Source organism: Nitrosomonas sp., from assembly GCF_021731985.1.
Classification (GTDB): domain Bacteria; phylum Pseudomonadota; class Gammaproteobacteria; order Burkholderiales; family Nitrosomonadaceae; genus Nitrosomonas.
On sequence record NZ_JAKFWH010000032.1, the window covers coordinates 23,163 to 42,780 of the forward strand.

12 protein-coding genes are annotated in these 19,618 nt (G+C 43.5%); 6 read left to right on the forward strand and 6 right to left on the reverse strand.

The genetic code is table 11. The annotated features are described in order from the left end of the window. Positions 1-117: 117 nt before the first annotated feature. The gene (locus QZ942_RS03990) at positions 118-861 is read right to left on the reverse strand and encodes a hypothetical protein (RefSeq protein ID WP_292993399.1); all 744 of its coding nucleotides are present in this window, start codon (positions 859-861) and stop codon (positions 118-120) included. 446 nt (positions 862-1,307) lie between these two features. Here QZ942_RS03990 and QZ942_RS03995 point away from each other — a divergent pair, with 446 nt between their 5' ends. Continuing rightward, positions 1,308-2,039 (forward strand): Crp/Fnr family transcriptional regulator, encoded by a 732-nt coding sequence (locus tag QZ942_RS03995; RefSeq protein WP_292993400.1) that lies wholly within the window; start codon positions 1,308-1,310, stop codon positions 2,037-2,039. A 167-nt stretch (positions 2,040-2,206) separates the two neighbouring features. Here QZ942_RS03995 and QZ942_RS04000 read toward each other — a convergent pair whose 3' ends face one another. From QZ942_RS04000 to adk, 5 genes are all read right to left on the reverse strand, one after another. Then, the gene (locus tag QZ942_RS04000; RefSeq protein ID WP_292993401.1) at positions 2,207-4,315 is read right to left on the reverse strand and encodes an MtrB/PioB family decaheme-associated outer membrane protein; all 2,109 of its coding nucleotides are present in this window, start codon (positions 4,313-4,315) and stop codon (positions 2,207-2,209) included. 13 nt (positions 4,316-4,328) lie between these two features. Next, a complete protein-coding gene (locus QZ942_RS04005) occupies positions 4,329-5,285 on the reverse strand; it encodes a DmsE family decaheme c-type cytochrome (protein ID WP_292993402.1) in 957 nt (318 codons plus the stop codon). 613 nt (positions 5,286-5,898) lie between these two features. Next, entirely contained in the window at positions 5,899-7,956 is a 2,058-nt protein-coding gene (locus tag QZ942_RS04010; RefSeq protein ID WP_292993403.1) for a sodium-translocating pyrophosphatase, read from the reverse strand. Positions 7,957-8,191: 235 nt separating this feature from the next. Then, positions 8,192-9,451, reverse strand: a complete 1,260-nt coding sequence (locus QZ942_RS04015; RefSeq protein ID WP_292993404.1) for a 6-phosphofructokinase — start codon at positions 9,449-9,451, stop codon at positions 8,192-8,194. A gap of 138 nt (positions 9,452-9,589) precedes the next feature. Further along, positions 9,590-10,243 (reverse strand): adenylate kinase, encoded by a 654-nt coding sequence (gene adk / locus QZ942_RS04020; protein ID WP_292993429.1) that lies wholly within the window; start codon positions 10,241-10,243, stop codon positions 9,590-9,592. A 216-nt stretch (positions 10,244-10,459) separates the two neighbouring features. Between adk and recA the strand changes: the two genes are divergently transcribed. From recA to QZ942_RS04045, 5 genes are all read left to right on the forward strand, one after another. After that, positions 10,460-11,509: a recombinase RecA gene (recA, locus tag QZ942_RS04025; protein ID WP_292993405.1), complete on the forward strand. Its 1,050-nt coding sequence runs from the start codon at positions 10,460-10,462 to the stop codon at positions 11,507-11,509. A 6-nt stretch (positions 11,510-11,515) separates the two neighbouring features. Next, the gene (gene recX / locus QZ942_RS04030; protein WP_292993406.1) at positions 11,516-11,974 is read left to right on the forward strand and encodes a recombination regulator RecX; all 459 of its coding nucleotides are present in this window, start codon (positions 11,516-11,518) and stop codon (positions 11,972-11,974) included. After that, positions 11,971-12,336 (forward strand): hypothetical protein, encoded by a 366-nt coding sequence (locus QZ942_RS04035; protein ID WP_292993407.1) that lies wholly within the window; start codon positions 11,971-11,973, stop codon positions 12,334-12,336. The genes recX and QZ942_RS04035 overlap by 4 nt, the downstream gene beginning before the upstream one ends. Further along, entirely contained in the window at positions 12,333-14,927 is a 2,595-nt protein-coding gene (gene alaS / locus QZ942_RS04040) for an alanine--tRNA ligase (protein ID WP_292993408.1), read from the forward strand. Before QZ942_RS04035 ends, alaS begins: the two co-directional genes overlap by 4 nt. A 146-nt stretch (positions 14,928-15,073) precedes the next feature. Continuing rightward, entirely contained in the window at positions 15,074-19,606 is a 4,533-nt protein-coding gene (locus QZ942_RS04045; protein ID WP_292993409.1) for an ATP-binding protein, read from the forward strand. The last annotated feature ends 12 nt before the right edge of the window (positions 19,607-19,618 follow it).

A 19,618-nucleotide genomic window follows, 5' to 3' on the forward strand; every position in this document is an offset into this window, starting at 1 on the left:
AATTAACTGCTGAATTCTCAGTAACTACTAACGACCCCATGGCCTTGCCTCGGGGTCGTTTATTTCTAAATAATTTTTTCTTACGAATAAATACAATCTCAACTTATAAACTTTACTTTAGGTTATGGAGGACCCTAAAAAACTGTGATCTAGCACTCCGAATACAAAATCATCTTCCAAAAAATCGTTGATAAGACTATACGCTTCGTTAACTACAATATCCGCCAAAGTTTCATCAGTCCAAATACTATTAGTAGGTACACTAGCTAAGGAATTGGCAAATAATTCCTTGAATTCATCGCGATCTTCTATGTTATTAATTTCACTTATTTGTTTTAATTCAGTTTCGTCGAGAGTTCGGTAAATATTCAATAATGTGCCATAAAATAGGGATTCTATATTTTCATTAGTAGCCGCTATATCACCTAAATGTTTGACACCTAATTCCTCTGAATCATATATGCCGTCGTCATCTTGAATGGGAATTACAGGATCAAAAGTAAGATTATAAAAAAAAGGATCGTCATCAATTAATGGTTGAACTTTTTCTCTTAATGAAGCGGTCGATAAAATCCCAGAATTGTTATTGAAAGCTATAAGACTCTCGAAGCCTCTTAAATCATCTGAATTAATCAATATGCTTGTATCGTCAAGCGCTTCGGCAACCAATCCAACAGATGCGAAGTACTCTTTAATAACATTTATTGGATAATTCGTAATTTCACTGAGCATCGATATTGTTACCCCATTAACGAAAGCGGTATCATAAACAACTTCGGGGTGATCTATATTTAGGTTAATAAAATCTCTCGCTTGCTGAATTGTAACTCCCAGTTTATGCAAATGTGTTTCTGCTGACATGAAGTACTCCCTTTTTGATATGGTTAGCAATTTTTGTATTAATATCCTTTTTGGTAACGCTACGCAATACAATCATTAGCTAAAAATTTCTGATTAGTAGCCAGTTTCTGCTAAATACTATCTATTTTTATCGCTAATTTAGTTTAGCATTCGCGAACAAGACTAAAATACCCACAATCCGATCATATGCTGGATGTAGTAATCTGCGTGTGAGATTTCTCACAGCCGATACACTCTTACTCACACAATTTAATCTGACTACTTCTCAGTCAATTTCATCCTCTAAGCTTAGGTTTTAATGGTAAAATCTCTTCGTTAGTTTTTGTCTTCAAGAAATAATGTGCTAGCCTGCTGACGTAATAAGCTATTAGGAAATTGTCTGTTATTTCTAAATCGAATATTGATTGCACGCTTATCCTCACAATTAAGCTTGAAAGGATCTTCTAATGATTGAGAAAACGACTACAAGAAATATTCCACCCGAACGTGCTTGTGCCATACTTTCAATCATCAAAGAGTTTAAAGGCCTGCCTTTCTCAGATCTGGAGGTGGTCGCTCAAGCTTGTCATTGGCGCCGCTATGAAGCTGGAGAGGAGATTGTTAGGTATCATGACGATTCCAATAGTGTTTTCTTTATCACGCAAGGCGAAATACGTGTGCACTATTATTCGATGTCGGGACATGAAGTGATTTTATGCGATCTGCCTGCGGGTGAAATATTTGGTGAGTTAACAGCGATTGATAGTCGTTCACGCTCTGCAACAGTTGTCGCTAAAACAAATTCATTGGTAGCGTCTATTTCCTCATCTGATTTCCTCGAGCTGATTTATCGCAACCGGCAGATCGCATTTGCTATTTTGCAGCGATTAACTGAGCAGATACGCCGACTGACTGAACGTGTTTTTGAATTCAGTACCTTGGCTGTGCGGAATCGTATCCAGGCTGAGCTACTGCGCCTCGCAAAAAAACAAACTACCGGATCTAATATAGTTATTATTTCACCCGTACCAACACATGTTGAATTGGCGAATCTGGTTAGTACACACCGTGAAGCAGTCACTCGAGAATTAAATAATCTGGAAAGAGAAAATCTAATTCTGCGCAAAGACCATGAGCTGCATATTCTTGATATCGCAAAGCTAACGGAGATGGTTGAGAATGTTCATGAAAATTTTTAACCCATGAGATTTTCTTGTTATTGCTCATTGAGTGAGAATGATTTTAGTGTCTGATCCACTATCTGCTTACAGTCTAGCCATCCTCACAGCACACCCCATGCCAAATCATCTGCAAGATGTTTGTGCGGCTGATTATTGAGCTTCCCTGCTTGCTATGGCAAGCATAGTTACTGCCAACTATAGTACGCAGAGAGAAAAACAAAGTTGACCATTTGGTTAGTATCTTGAGTTAGCTTGGTTCCGTCGGAATAATTCCAATTCCAAGTCCACTCATTTGTTTTAAAGTGATCAAGAATGTAATCTAAGCGAAGTCCCAGATTTCTCCGTACATCGTATTTTGCATAAAATCTCATACTACTGTATTGGGTTGAAATATTCGGCACTCTATTAACTTGTGGTTCGAGAAAAACTTTCTGATTAAACTTGTTTGTAAAGTCTGAATAGAGAAAATTAGCACCGGTTTCAATTTTTTCAGTTAATTTGCCATTAATATCTGCCCCGAAAGAAGTGCCAAAATCCTGGAGATTCGCACTCCAGACCTCACGAATTCCATTGTCTGTAATAGGATTCCTAGATGCCTGATCAATATGGGTTTCATTCCGAGAGAACCATGCTGTCGCTTGCCATGCTTCTGAGAAGGTATATGTGGCGTCCAGTGAATAGTTTCGTGCAGAGCCTTTTCGCAATCCTAAATCCGAGCCCGCGCGATGGCCAAAATTATCGAATGATTCATCAACAGATAGTTGCAGCGACAATGGTTCAATAGGCTCCCAATTAGCCATTAAGCGAACTTTATCCCGGGTACGATCCGCTAGATTGAAAGGGGCGATAAGATTGAAGAAAGGATCGCCTGTTCCAGTGGTATTCGTCAGGAAATTGGAACCAAAACGATTACTGTGTATGTATGAAATAGTGCCGGTTATTGTTTCAGATAATGAGCGACGCAATTCAGCACGATAAGAAATTTCATCCGTTCTACTTCGATGACTGGTATTGGTTGCGATACCACTTCGGTCTCTATGATCATAATCAATGCTGCCAATCAATCGGAAATCTTTCGGCAAGGCGTAGCTTGCTTCAAATTTGCTAGTAATTGTCCTGAAAGATCTTGGATTGTTCAACCCGTTCCAACTACGTTCATTATAATCAAGCAATACTGCCATTGGGTTATAGAACAATACGGGCGTCTTGTCATCGCGGTCCTCAAAACGAAAATTTGTATTAATCGATAACTTTGAAAGAGGCCTGGCTGTAAGTCCAGCTTGTAACAAAGTGGTATCAATGCGACCGCCAAGATTAAATCCAATGCCTGGTGCAGTAATCAATGATGGGGAAAACGTGTCAGTTTGCGTGGCTCTCGTGTAAGCTGCTTTAAATGTGCCGCGTGTTGTGGGTGTAAAGCTATAACCACCCGATAGAAAAGCCTGATGCGATTGATTATCGGGTGCGAGTGCGATGGGAGAAAATACACTGGGTGCGTCGATTCCTCCAACAGCACTACCGCCTGTAACATTTAATAGGTGGTTTTTATTGTTATACATTGTGCCATAGTATCCGCCTGATAACTGCAATTGCTTCCCTGCGTAGTCAAGGGAAGCGCCAAACTGGCGAGTAGTTGAATTAATCGGTTCAGGTATAAATTCAAAACCTCCAACGGCCCTTGGGCCGGGTTCTCCAAGTCGATTGCCACGCCCAAAAAGACGTGCGCCATCTTTGTCTTCATTGCGAAAATGAAGCTGAAACTCAAGATTTCCCGGTAGGAACTTATTGTAGCCAAATCCAATCGATTGCCGTTCTGTTTTCAGTTGAGCCGGATCTCCGGGAGTAGAAGAAGTTGGGATGTGAAGATCGGTAGTGCCTATCCCTGAGACAGCCGTATTGACAGTAAAGGGCTCGTAGCGTGGGGTCTGGCTATAGTCGATGAAATAACCCCATTTACCTTGTTTACTATGCTCAAACCGGACATCACGATTTTGCAACCCCAAATTGCGGCCCAGCAATTTGAGCCAAGTGCCTGTATCATCATTACGCCGTACGATATCGACGTTAAAAATACCATAAGGCCCTTCATTACGTAGACCACTGTACTGACCAAATCGAGCATTATCATTAGATAGGTAGCCTGTACCAAAGTTGATGGTACTTTTGGGTTTGGAGAGCTCTTTAAGCAGATCATTTTCCTTATCAGATGACCAGACAGTTCCGGCGGCAAGTGAGAGTATTACGACAATCATTGTAAATAGAGAACATTTACTTCTAAAAAAACTGATATTCATTTTCTTTTCCGAATTAGCGCTGAAACATGCTTTCATTACGAATGTTTTGAGGATTATTGCTACCATGGACTTGGGTATGACAATTCGAACAGCCTCTGGCTAAGGTGTTTCTAGCGTATGCGCCTGTCAGCGTTCCAGAACTACCTTGATGCGTATTGGGCTCATGACACTCTTGACACAGGAATGGAGATCGTGATCTCAGTAAATTCGGCGCAGTGGTGCCGTGAGGATTGTGGCAAATTGCACAGTTTTCTTGTACTGGCGGGTGGTTATAAACAAACGGCCCGCGTTTCTCCATGTGGCAGCTGTAGCATGTTTCATTGACGCTATCGCGCACCATATTGCTGGGACCCGCAGAACCGTGAGGATTATGACAATCAGAACAGATAACCTTACCTTCGCGAATGGGGTGTCTGGAAGGCCGGTTAATCAATGTACGCAACTCTTTATGGCAGTCAAAACATACTTCTGCCTGAGTAATCCTGTTGCGTACCTTGTCTTGCTCAGTATGAATTTGGTGACAGGCGGTACATGCTATATCGCGATTGGCATGAAGGCTTCCCGCCCAATGCATGCGTTTGCCGCCTTGATGACAGGCTAAGCAAGCACCGTTCCTTTCCTCAACAGGATTAAGTGACTTCTTCCCGAACGTTCGCTCAGGCATAAGCGCTCTGTCGGGAGAATCCTCATGACTACTGCCTTCGCCATGACAACTTGTACAAGTGGGTGTGCGATGGTCTGCAATGGTTCCGTGTTTGGTTTTTCCAATCGCAAGTATTGGATTGTCGCTATTTTCATCATGACATGCCGTACACTTACCGTCTCCTTTCAATACTAGATCTTGAGGGGGATCTTCATCATCGAGATCTTCCGCGGAAACATACTGAGGAAGTATCAAAATACCAATAACGAAAGAAATAACTAATAGCCAAGACAGAATAATCTGCGCGGTCTTTAAATTGCTTAACATTCTTACTCACTAAATTGATTATTAGAAATAAATCATCTGTGAGCGCATTATTGATGACATCAAAAAAATTCTAAGTGAGTTTTCACACACTAAAAGTGAAATAAAATTCTGCAGGATAGAGAGTAGCCGGACGGCTTTAAATGGCGAAGTACTGCTGGGTTCTGCTGGTTTGTTATCTAGCAGGCCGTTGAAAAACGTTTTTGAGGCAGCCGATGCAAGGCAAAAACAGGCGAAAAAGCGCAGTTTATACTTAATAAATGAGCATTCTGAGTCTGTTTTTAACACCGCAGCGGCAACGCAGATAGTTTTTCAACGGCCTGCTAGTGAATTTCAGTAACAAGGGATAGATATGAACAAAACATTAACTTGAAAGTCATGAACCTTTTAGGCGATTTTTCTGGAAGATGATACTTCCAATTCGGTGCATCAGATTTCATCACCCACTTGACGACAACTCGGGATGGAATAATCTGCTGAGATATATCAATAAAGGTAGCGATCGGGTTGTCATTCCCTGCAAAATGGAGTTTAGTTTAAACACAAGACCTCAAATAAAAAAAGCACACCAGAAAACTGGTGTGCTTTTTAAATTACTTGAACTTAAAAAGTATATTTACAGCAGTGGAATAATCAACAAAGCCACAATGTTAATAATCTTGATCAGTGGGTTAATCGCTGGGCCGGCGGTATCTTTATAAGGATCACCGACTGTATCACCGGTTACTGATGCTTTGTGAGCGTCACTACCTTTGCCGCCATAGTGTCCATCTTCGATATATTTCTTCGCGTTATCCCAAGCACCGCCACCGGTTGTCATGGAAATTGCAACAAACAGACCGGTTACGATAGAACCCATCAATACCCCGCCTAAAGCTTGTGGCCCTAGAATCACGCCCACTAGAAGTGGAATCAGTACAGGCAATAATGAAGGAATCATCATTTCCTTGATAGCTGATTGGGTCAGCATATCCACTGCACGCGAATAATCAGGCTTGGCTGTGCCTTCCATGATGCCAGGAATTTCTTTGAACTGACGACGCACTTCAATAACCACTGAACTTGCGGCACGTCCGACAGCTTCCATCGACATGGCACCAAATAAATAAGGAATCATACCGCCGATAAACAGGCCGATAATGACCATGTGATTGGATAAATCAAAGGTTATTGAATGTCCAGCATGTTCCAATGCATGCGTATAATCAGCAAATAATACCAAAGCGGCTAAGCCAGCAGAACCAATTGCATAACCTTTGGTAACTGCTTTGGTTGTGTTGCCAACAGCATCCAGTGGATCAGTAATGGCGCGAACCGAATCTGGCATTTCAGCCATTTCGGCAATACCGCCAGCATTGTCAGTAATTGGACCGTATGCATCCAGCGCGACAATAATGCCCGTCATGGATAACATCGCTGTTGCAGCGATAGCAATACCGTATAAGCCTGCTAGAGAATAGGCCAGCAAAATACTAATACAAACAGCCAATACAGGTGCAGCGGTTGAACGCATTGAAACACCCAAACCAGCAATAATATTAGTTGCATGCCCGGTAGTTGATGCTTCAGCAACATGCTGTACAGGTGGATAATCCGTTGAAGTGTAGTACTCAGTAATGACAACCATGAGTCCCGTAAGCACCAGCCCGATCGTTGCAGCCAGGAATATACGCATAACCAGCATGCCGCCAGCTACTTCAGTGCCATCAATATCAAGAGACATATCGCCCATGAACCAAACAGTTACAGGGAGATAAGCAAATAAAGCGATGCCTCCCGCTACTGCCAAGCCACGATAGAGCGCATTCATAATCTTGCCGCCTTCGCGCATCTTGACGTAGTAGCAGCCAATAATTGAAGCGATAATGGAAACGGCGCCTAACATTAATGGGTAAATCACTGCATCAATGGTATTTGCTGAAAACAGTAAGGCGCCCAAAATCATGGTGGCGATGATTGTTACCGCATAGGTTTCAAACAAGTCAGCAGCCATACCTGCGCAATCACCGACATTATCACCCACATTATCGGCAATAACCGCTGGATTCCGTGGATCATCTTCTGGAATACCGGCTTCTACTTTCCCGACTAGATCAGCGCCTACGTCAGCGCCTTTAGTGAAAATACCACCACCCAAACGAGCAAAAATAGAGATTAGTGATCCGCCAAATGCAAAACCGATTAGAGGTTTAATCACATCGCTAATCGGTTGGCTGGGATCTGCACCATCAAATAATGTGGCGCAGTAACCGGCAACACCCAGTAAGCCTAAACCTACTACCAGCATTCCAGTGACGGCGCCGCCGCGGAAGGCAATAGCAAGCGCCTCATTCAACCCGACAGTCGCAGCTTGCGCTGTACGTACGTTCGATTGAACTGAAACATTCATACCAAGAAAACCGGCAGCACCAGAGAGCACAGCACCCAAAGCAAAGCCAATGGCTGTATCCCAACTGATCGCAATTGCAAGAGCAACAAATAAAACTGCACCCACGGCACCAATTGTCATGTACTGCCGCTTAAGATATGCAGATGCCCCTTCTTGTATAGCAGCAGCAATTTCCTGCATACGCGGATTACCAGTTGATTGAACATAAATACCCCTAATCCAGATACCACTGAATATCAGGGCTATAATCGCGCTACCTATTGCGATAATAAAACCGTTAGCCATAAAGAACTCCAATTAAAGTCAGACCATCAAAATCATATGTGGAATCTTGGCCTAATTAATCCCACATTATTAAACACTTCACTTATCCAAAACCTAAATACAATCAGGACGTATTTTATCTGTTCTTGTCCCCAGAATGTATCAAATATTAATGAAATTTAGATTGTTATATAAACTTGCCCACTATTGTTTGACTCCATTACAACACCTGGGCAGTTCCAATCCAAATTTTTCCTTAAATTTTGAACTCACCCAATTTTTTCTCAACCGCTACATTCTTTAACCGCACATAATCAGGCAATCCATTTTTATAAGGTGGATAATCTTCACCTTCAATTAATGGCGCCAAGTATTCGCGACATGCCTGACTGATACCAAATCCATCCTCACTGATATAATCAGCCGGCATCATTTTTTCGACATTGGCCACATTAGCAAGCTTAGCCATACCCACCGTCCAGCTATACGGTGCATTGGATTCACGGACTATCGTTGGCATGACTGAATTGTGCCCTGCAATAGCATATTCCACCGCCGCTTTACCCATTGCATAAGCTTGTTCCACATCGGTTCTTGACGCAATGTGGCGTGCAGCACGCTGTAGATAATCAGCCACACCCCAATGATATTTTAATCCCAGACCATCTTTGATGATATTTGCCACTACCGGTGCAACACCGCCTAGTTGTGCATGGCCAAAGGCATCGCGCAGTCCCTGGTCGGAAAGAAAATTACCATCTTCTCCCTTGACACCTTCTGATACGACAACTGAACAATATCCATATTCCTTGACATAGCGGTCCACTTTGGCAAGAAACTTTTCTTTGTTGAATGTAATTTCTGGAAACAGAATGATAATTGGAATCTCACAATCCGGACTCGAAGCCAATCCACCCGCTGCGGCAATCCATCCTGCGTGGCGGCCCATCACTTCCAGAACAAAAACCTTGGTTGATGTTTTCGACATGCTGGCTACATCAAAGCTCGCCTCGCGTGTAGATACCGCGATATATTTGGCGACAGAGCCAAAGCCGGGGCAACAATCAGTGATTGGCAAATCGTTATCAACCGTTTTGGGAACGTGAATCGCCTGAAGGGGATAGCCAAGCGTGTCGGATAGTTGTGAAACCTTAAGACAGGTATCCGCAGAATCACCGCCGCCATTATAAAAGAAATAGCCTATATTATGTGCTTTGAATACTTCGATCAGCCGCTCGTATTCTCGTCGATTTTGCTCCAAGCTCTTTAATTTGTAGCGACAAGATCCAAAAGCACCTGATGGTGTATGACGTAGCGCAGCAATCGCTGCGGCTGAATCAGCATTGGTATCAATCAGATCTTCGGTCAACGCACCGATAATCCCATTGCGACCTGCATAGACATTGCCAATTTTATCAGTATGTTGACGTGCTGTTTCTAAAACACCCGCCGCCGAAGCGTTGATTACTGCCGTAACGCCACCGGACTGGGCATAAAATGCATTTTTAATTGCCATTTTTTTCTCCTAATTGATCAAATCGTAAGTAAACTATTGGTATCCTACTCATCTGTGCGTACAAAAACCCAGGTGCGACTCATCGCTTTCCCGAGTTTTAAATTTTGTTCTTCGAACCAAAGAATGCGGCTGGTTTATTTACCTTAATGCTGCAAAAATTAGATCACGTATTTCTTCAACCGTACCTATACCAGCTATTTTGATATAGTGTGGCGCACCTGTTTCGCCATTTGTCGACCACTTTGAATAATAGTCAATCAAAGGTTCAGTTTGCTCATGATAGACTTCTAGTCGTTTTCTGACCGTTTCTTCCTTATCGTCATCGCGTTGTATGAGTGGCTCCCCGGTGACATCATCCCGGCCATGTGCTTTGGGTGGATTAAAATCCACATGATAAGTACGGCCTGAAGCCGGATGGACTCTACGGCCCGACATACGCTTCACAATTTCGGCATCTGCAACATCAATCTCAACCACAAAATCAACCGGGACACCGGCCGCTTTCATGGCATCGGCTTGTGGGATCGTGCGTGGAAATCCGTCAAACAAAAAACCATTTACACAATCAGGTTGCGCGATACGCTCTTTGACTAAATTAATGATAATATCATCAGAAACCAATCCGCCTGAATCCATTATTTTTTTTGCCATGACACCCAATTCAGTGCCTGCTTTAACAGCGCTACGCAACATGTCGCCTGTAGAAATTTGTGGAACACCAAAATGTTCCTTAATATAATTGGCCTGAGTGCCTTTCCCTGCACCAGGGCCACCTAATAAAATGACTCGGATAGCTATTCTCCCTTTGTTACCAATTAAAATTTATTGAATGCAGTGACGTATTTATATCTGCCACTTCAAAGACATCATGCGATTATATCGTAGGCTGGCCAGATACTCGAGTTTTTTACTGCGGTAATTTTTTCGGGGTTAAACAACTTTGTAACAAGTTACGTTGAACCAGTGCAGGTTATGCGATAATTTGATTGACTCTTAACAGGAAAAATCATGGACGAAAACAGAAGTAAAGCGCTTGATGCTGCGCTAGCCCAAATCGAAAAGCAGTTTGGTAAAGGTTCAATCATGCGACTGGGCGCAAATGATGTTGCCTATGATATACAGGTTGTTTCTACCGGTTCGCTGGGACTTGATATTGCGCTGGGTGTAGGGGGATTACCGCGAGGACGGGTCATTGAAATTTATGGACCTGAATCTTCGGGTAAAACCACGCTGACATTACAAGTCATTGCAGAAATGCAAAAAATGGGTGGAACTGCAGCGTTTATTGATGCAGAACATGCATTGGATCCGCAATATGCGCAGAAAATCGGCGTCAATGTCAAAGAACTGTTGATCTCCCAGCCCGACAATGGAGAGCAGGCACTAGAAATAGCCGACATGCTAGTGCGTTCTGGGTCGGTTGATATTGTTGTGGTGGATTCAGTCGCCGCGCTCACGCCACGCGCAGAAATAGAAGGCGACATGGGTGATCCTCAAATGGGATTGCAAGCACGATTAATGTCACAAGCTTTGCGCAAACTGACCGCCAATATCAAACGCAGCAATACCATGGTTATTTTCATTAACCAGATCCGCATGAAAATCGGCGTTATGTTCGGCAACCCCGAAACAACGACGGGTGGCAACGCATTAAAATTTTATGCTTCCGTCCGTCTTGATATTCGCCGTACCGGATCGATCAAAAAAGGTGAAGAGGTTATTGGCAATGAAACGCGCGTTAAAGTGGTTAAGAATAAAGTAGCTCCGCCGTTCAAACAAGCCGATTTCGATATTCTGTATGGCGAAGGTATTTCCCGTGATAGTGAAATTATCGAATTGGGTGTATTGCATAAGCTCATCGACAAATCGGGCGCTTGGTATGCCTACAAAGGTGAGAAAATCGGCCAAGGCAAAGATAATGTGCGTGAATACCTGAAGGAACATAAAGAAATAGCCCATGAAATTGAACAAAAGATTCGGTCGATTGTAGGTATTGTGGATCAGGCCAGACCCGCAAAAGAGAAAGCCGAGAAAGAAAAACCTGAAAAAGAAAAATAAGCTTGTGTGGCTACTCGATCGCCTCTAGAAATACGTGCTTTGCGTTATCTGGCACAACGAGAACACTCTCGTTTAGAGCTCGAACAGAAACTTTCCGCTCACGCACGATTTTCCACACCAGAAGCTATATCCAGCGTATTGGATAAGCTGGAACAAAACGGTTTTTTATCGGCTGAACGAGTCGTTGAACAAATTATACGCACACGCAGATCCCGGTTTGGTAGCCAACGTATCGTTTATGAGTTGAAAGAAAAAGGCATTGACGAACAGTTGATTGATAGTATTTTGCCAACGCTTAGGGAAACTGAATTGGATACAGCGTTTAAAATCTGGCAAAAGAAATTTGGCCAATTACCCAATACCAGAGAAGAACGGGGTAAGCAAATGCGTTTCATGATGAGCAGAGGTTTCTCAATGGAAATAATACAACAAGTTTTATCACAAGCTGATGAGGAGGATCAATGAAGAAGCTGCTTGTGCAGACAGTGTTCATACTGGCAGTCGTATTGCTAGGTAATCATGCCAGTGCTGATGGCATAGTATCCATCAATCAAATCAATGAATCCCCTGTCAATTTTGACGGCAAAGAAGTCAAACTGAAGGGGATTGCAAAAAACCCCACACGCTTGCCGTTGGTCAATCTAAAATCCTATGTATTAGAAGATAGGAGTGGGGAGATTACGATTCTGACGGAATCCGGTTTACCCAAAATGAACGAAGAAATCACCATCCGAGCTAAAGTCAACAGCCTTGCCATCGTCAAAGGCGAAGCACTAGGTTTGACAGTGATTGAATTAGAACGATACGAGCAACAGCAAAAAATATGAAAAGCAGCGAAATACGACAGCAATTTCTCGAATTTTTTGAATCTCATGGCCATACCATTGTCGCATCCAGCCCCTTAGTGCCGGGTAATGATCCAACACTTTTGTTTACCAATGCGGGCATGGTGCAATTCAAGGATGTGTTCCTAGGTCAGGATAAACGGCCTTATGTTCGTGCAGTCAGCTCGCAACGCTGTGTGCGAGCGGGCGGCAAACATAACGATCTGGAAAATGTTGGCTATACCGCGCGACATCATACGTTCTTTGAAATGCTGGGCAATTTTAGTTTTGGCGACTATTTTAAGCGCAATGCCATTCAATTTGCCTGGGAATTTCTCACCGTTTCACTCAAAATTCCACGCGAAAAACTATGGGTAACCGTGTATGCAGAAGACGATGAAGCTGCAGATATTTGGTTGAATGAAATCGGCGTCGATCCGTCCCGAGTCGTACGCATTGCTACCATGGATAATTTCTGGCAAATGGGAGACACCGGTCCCTGCGGACCTTGCTCCGAGATTTTTTATGATCATGGTCCAGAAGTAAGAGGCGGGCCGCCCGGTTCTGCCGATGCAGAGGGTGACCGCTACATTGAAATCTGGAATCTGGTGTTTATGCAGTATAACCGTGACAGCGCGGGCACACTCCATCCACTGCCAAAACCGTCAGTGGATACCGGCATGGGTTTGGAACGGATTTCTGCAGTTATGCAGCAGGTTCACAGTAACTATGAGATTGATTTATTCCAAAGCCTAATTAAAGCCGCTGCGCGTGCAACCAACACGGAAGATCTTGCCGATAACTCATTAAAAGTCATTGCCGATCACATTCGCGCTTGTTCATTTCTGATTACTGATGGCGTCATTCCAGGCAGTGAAGGTCGCGGGTATGTATTAAGGCGCATCATCCGCCGCGCCATTCGTCATGGCTATCGATTAGGACAAAAACAGCCTTTCTTTTATCAACTGGTAGAAGATTTAAGCAAAGTCATGGGGCAAGCCTATCCGGAATTAGTTGTGGCCAAAGATCGTATTGGAAAGATTTTACAACATGAAGAAGAGCTTTTTGCTGAAACATTGGAACACGGCATGCAAGTTCTGGAAATTGCATTAAGTCGCAATACAAGAGTACTCGATGGCGAAACAGCATTCTGGCTCTACGATACATTCGGTTTCCCGTTGGATTTGACGGCCGATATCGTCCGTGAGCGTGGTATCAGCATTGATCATGCCGGTTTTGAGCAGGCTATGGCGCGTCAGCGTGAGCAATCGCGTGCAGCTAACAAGTTCACCATGCAGGAAGGAATAGAATATTCGGGTAGCCAAACTACTTTCTATGGCTACGAGACTCTGCAGCATGAAGGACAAGTTCTGGCCATTTATAAACAGGGCAGCGCGGTAGATTTTATCGAAGCTGGTGACGAGGCTTTAGTTGTTCTGGATCAGTCACCCTTTTACGCGGAATCCGGCGGACAAGTCGGCGATAGTGGCGAGTTACTGGCAGCCAATGGCACCTTTGCCGTAGCGGATACCCAGAAAATACAAGCCGGCGTGTTTGGTCACAAAGGCTTATTGCGCAGTGGACGGTTGGTGATCAAAGATAGTGTGCTGGCAAAGGTTAATCCGTTAACCCGCACCAGCACTGCCAACAATCATTCTGCCACACATCTATTGCATGCTGCGCTACGCAAGGTGCTGGGCACTCATGTAACGCAGAAAGGCTCATTAGTGGATGCCAATCGTGCACGTTTCGACTTTTCCCATAATGCGCCGCTGACAGTGGATGAGTTACGCGAAACAGAGCGCCTGGTCAACGAACAGATCCGACACAACTGGGTCGTTGCATCTGAAACCATGAAATACGATGATGCGATAAAACGTGGTGCTATGGCGCTGTTTGGTGAAAAATATTCGGATGTCGTGCGTGTTATTGGCATGGGCGAATTTTCTACGGAATTATGTGGCGGGACGCACGTATCGCAAATCGGACAAATCGGTTTCTTTAAAATTGTAACGGAATCGGGCGTAGCCGCAGGCATCCGCCGTGTTGAAGCGGTTACCGGAAAGGCAGCCGTTGAATATGTGCAGCAACGCGAAGCACAATTGCTGGAAATCGCGCAAAGCTTAAAAACCAACCCTCAGGAAGTCACACAAAAAATCGCCCAAATCATCGACAATGTGCGGCAAACCGAAAAAGAACTGACGCGGTTAAAAACCAAACTTGCGAGCTCACAAGGCGATGATCTGGCTGTGCAAGCACAGGATATAAAAGGCATCAAAGTTTTGGCCGCCAACCTGGAGAATGCCGATGCTAAAACCTTGCGTGAAACGCTGGATCAGCTTAAAGATAAACTGAAAACCTGTGCCATCGTACTGAGTACCGTTGAAGACGGGAAAATAACGCTGATTGCCGGTGTGAGTGCTGACCTGACCGGCCAGATCAAAGCGGGCGAGCTGGTGAATTTTGTTGCACAACAAGTCGGTGGCAAAGGCGGTGGCCGGCCGGATATGGCGCAGGCGGGTGGCACACAACCGGAACATTTACCGGCGGCGCTTGCAAGCGTAATAACTTGGATTGAAAAGAAATTGGCTTAGTGATTCAATATTCTTGCCTCGTAAGCTGACAGTAAATTCACTTGAACAAATGCACAATATCAACATTGTTCAACAATACCAAGATCGGACAATAGACTGATCCCACATATTGATATGATTCTTGAATTTTCCAAAAGAATGCGGAAATGACACAAGCTGGTGGCCCAGCTGCAATCAATGGCTTTCTTTATCAAATCATTCAACATCTCGGGTGGATAACGAAAGTTACTTTATCCGGTACATTAAAAGAGCAAGATATTGAAAATGCTCGTCTGGTCCTGGAGCCTCGTTGTGGCGGAGATGCGAGGGTTGAGACACCGGATAACTATCTTGTTGAACAATACAAGACCAGAAGAAATAGAACCTGGCCTCTTTCGGATATTACTAAAGATGTTATGCGGGATCTTCGTAAAGCTGTTCCTTCACCGCTTCAAGAACACGCCATCTACCGCTTTGTAACCGATGGTCGCGCTGGCAGGCTTAATAAGCTCTATGATTTACTCAAAAATATCAGATCTGCCACCGAGCCAAGTGATCTCGATAGCGCTAATCTTGAGCTTTTTAACCAAATCGCAAAGGAAACACGATCCAACATTTCGCAACCGGATGCTGAAGAACAAGCAATCGTTTTTCATCTTTTATCTCACTTTGAAATGGAATTTTGCGTTGATTCCAACCTAGTTGCTGTGAGAATCGAGAGATTTTTAAGGCCTCTATGTCCTAACCTTGGTGATGAACGGAAAACCCGAGAACACTTGATCGGGATATTGGTTGAAGAACTCAGTAAAGGCGAAGTACATCTTGATTCAATCAGAGTTAGTAATATGTTTCATCGCGCTAACATTAGTCCGGATAGACTGAAAAATCTTGTAATGCTTTACAAGAAAATGGGCGATCTGATACGTAGTCGTTTATATCAATTCTTCAAATACCAGCCTGACCAGGATGTTCGCGGCATACCTGAATGGCCTGAAAACAAAACGGTATTGCTGATTGCGGGGGAAAGCGGCACTGGCAAGTCATGGCAGCTTGCAAGGCTGCTAGAAGAATATGTAAATACTTGCCAAGTTGTTACTTTAGTGAATGCAGCCAAAACCACAATAGCTGCCGAAAACATTTTGTCCCGCGCGACCAATGATCTATGGCAATCAGGACTTGGAGAAACATCTGAAAAATCTCTTAATGCTATATCAAATTTTTTCCATGAGTTGCAGGATGCCACGGCTCCCAGCGTAATTATCGCGATCGATGATGTTCAGAATGTCGATTTGGCCCGCGATCTTATACACCATCAAGATTGGATGCGCTTGAATATGCGTTTAGTGCTAACTGTGCCCAACGCAGTTGCGCAATCGCTACAGTTAACTGACGAAGAAACTGTACATGTGCATCGTGTCAGCGATTTTTCGGTTGATGAACTCGATGCACTATTGAAAAAAAGCAACCAAAATTGGGCTGATCTTCCACCAGATCTGAAGAAACTTCTGCGCAATCCGATTCTTGCCGGTCTTTTTCTTAAACTCCCCTATACCTCAATCCAGAAGGCGCTGCATAGCGAATATGAGATCTTTGATGCTTTCTGGCAAAGAATTGATGCTCATAATCCTGGCAATAGAGGCATAGTAATTGCCCTTGCCGAACGCTTATACCGGGGCAAAACTTATCCGCTACTCCGAGTCCAGCGGCCGGAAATTGGATTAGATAACCAAGCCACGCTTAATCGACTGATCGCAGCAGGTTGGTTGCAATCTACTGAGTATGGTGAAGTCGAGTTTGCGCATGATCGTTTGCTTAATTGGGCTGTTGCGGAATCGCTTGCATTTCAATTCAAACGCAAGCGATTGTCCACTGAAGATTTGGGGGATTTTCTTACCAGAAAAAGTTGCAATACAAGCAGTACTCACGGAAATCGCCTCGATTATGTGCCGATGGATACCCTGTGGTTACTAGCCGCCGAAGAACAAAATTTAGAAGCACTTGAGCAGCTGTTAATTTGCCTTGAAGAAAGCCGGAATTTTGGAAGCTACGGTCAAGATTTATACACTTACCTACTACCGACACTTGGTAAGCGCGCAATTCCAATACTCACTAAGCGATTAAATACAATCCTCGCCGTTCCAAATTCAAATAATGATTACCGGATCATATTGATTGGCAAAGCTTTCGCTAATCTTATCCAACAAGAAAGTGTCGATCTGAAACATACCATTGATTCGTTGTTAAATGCGTTTTGCCGGAGTCGGCAAGATGTTGCCATTGTGGCGCTGACAGCTGCTCCCAATACAAAATGTCTCGATCGATTGTGGGAACTCAAACAGCAGCGTTGGAAAGAATTTCAAGCAGAAACAGAAAATTCAAGTTATCACGATTATCAAGCTTGCCATACTGCACTTCATGCAGGAATAACATTAGATCCGGAATGGCTCCGTAACCGCATTCTTAGAGAAGAAACAGATAACCAGCAGATAGCTGAACTCGGATATTTACTCAATAAACTTGACCATCCTTCTGCACCAGCAATTTGGGAAGAAACGCGAGATGTGTTAATAGCAAAGATTCCTGAAGATGAACCACGAAGTATTCTTCTCTGTATCGCACGTTTCTTGGATCACAGCAAGAAAGATTTTGTAATTAAATGCTTATCGTGCTTAGAAGACGCCGCTAGCGGTGCTGCTCTTGCCGCACTTGCAGTCCTTGACCCTCAAGACGCGATTGATCATCTAACAGATATCCAGAATTCTGAACTTTACCTGGCTCGTAATCGGTTGCTTCCCGTCCTCTTGCGCGCTCAACCAGAGAAAATTCTTGCGCGTATTTTAGATCTTGCTAAAGCTGATCCGCCAGAACACTGCTCGATCCGAATACTGTTTAGTGAACGGCCTGATGAAATCAATGTGGTAATACTGCAATTATTTCTGCATTCACTAGAAAAAGATTTGAAAGAATATTTAGATGGGATAAACAAACGCGATCCATACTTTTTCAACCAACCACTGGCATTTCTCGGACGTATTACCCGCCTGGATCTTCTGACAATCCTTGAAGCTAAAGCAAATAGCGGATTGGAACAAATGATTGTCGCAATCGCATTCACCCGCTTAAACTCAAACGACAGAAATTTCGACCCGCTTCGTGATAATGCACGTCGAGTTTTGATTCTCATAGCTGGTCACGGTATAACCACTCTAATCAAGAAAGAACTCGAGTCTGAGCATTATTGGATTCGCCTTGATGGATTAAATTGGGCATTCATTTGTACTGACGATAGTATCGTAAAGAAACTTTTTGAAATTGCTAGTCGTCCGGTTCCTCGCGATGTCAATGGAAAACTAGAATCAGAAAGTTATATTGAGTACTTGCAAGCGATAAGTGCGCTTGCGACAATTGGCCCTGATGCTGTTTTAATTGAAGCGATAAAGAACAACGGCATAGTAGAAGTTCCACTTGATCTTGTGGAGCTTCGAGCGCATCGGGGGGTAATATCAAAACATCTTACCAATCAGATACTGCAAATACTTCGCAACCCCAAGTCCACAGAAGACGAATTACTCAGTGCAATAATTATTGCTTGGCTCAGTCATGACACCGATTTAGTGCTAGATTTACATGTAGTACTTGCAAAAGCAAACTTGGAGAGTCAAGTTGTCAGGTACGCTTGTACTGCACTTCAGGCTCTAGGTGATCATTCGGATGAATTTGGGCAATTCGCATTGAATTTGGCACTTACAAAAACAAATCCTATCTTGGGTCTAAATGTTCTACTAAATCTCAGAGAACAGGGATCCAAGTTGCTCGAGAAATGGTTGGAGAGTTGCAATGGTATCGAATCAATAAACGATGCTAATACAGTAATCCGTTCCTTGTACAATAATCCACCAACCAGAAATATTGGTATTAAAGCAGCCATAAGCTACTTTGATCGAGGAAAGTTCTTCCTTGATCCTCCATACGATATTGCAGCAGAAGTGCCTAATCCTATTTTGCGAGAGCAGATCCTCGACAAAGCTTTTGTTATTGACACTACCATGCCAATGCAAACTCTTCGAGCTATCCAAGGGTTAGCAAAATACGATGTATTCCGCGCTGTAGAAGCAATTGAGATTGGACTCAGACACCATCATCAACTTGAGCGAGAGCTCTGCCGACTCCTTGCCCGAATTAGCCCAGAAACAGCTGCACTTAAATTAATTGATGCAGTAATTTCGATCCAACGTGATTCGTTAAAACATGCTGCTGGAAAAACCTTGCGGCGAATAAACCCGGAGACTGTGTCTTCAATTGTTATCGATCGTATGTTGAATGCAACTTCTAATCGCAAGGTAATTGTTGAACTGTCCCAATGGTTACCCATTCCAGCAATCGAAAATACACTCAACCATCTTGTTGATAAAGATAATTCTTACGACATAAGAGGCACCGCATTAGCTGCGCTTGCACACCACCGCAGAGAAGCAAACATTCGAGCACTTTTCGCTGTTTTTCCATCCGCAACTTATCAACAGCGATGGGGTTTGTTGATTACAATATTAAATGCTGCTGATCCGTATTTACTTGACGACAACAAAGATCCGCTATGGCTTGGAAATATTTTCACTGATGACGTACCTGCTGTATTTGTGCATCATGCAACCTCGACATTGGAGAGACGAAAGCAACAAGAAAAATCATCGAGTTTTTAAATATACACATTG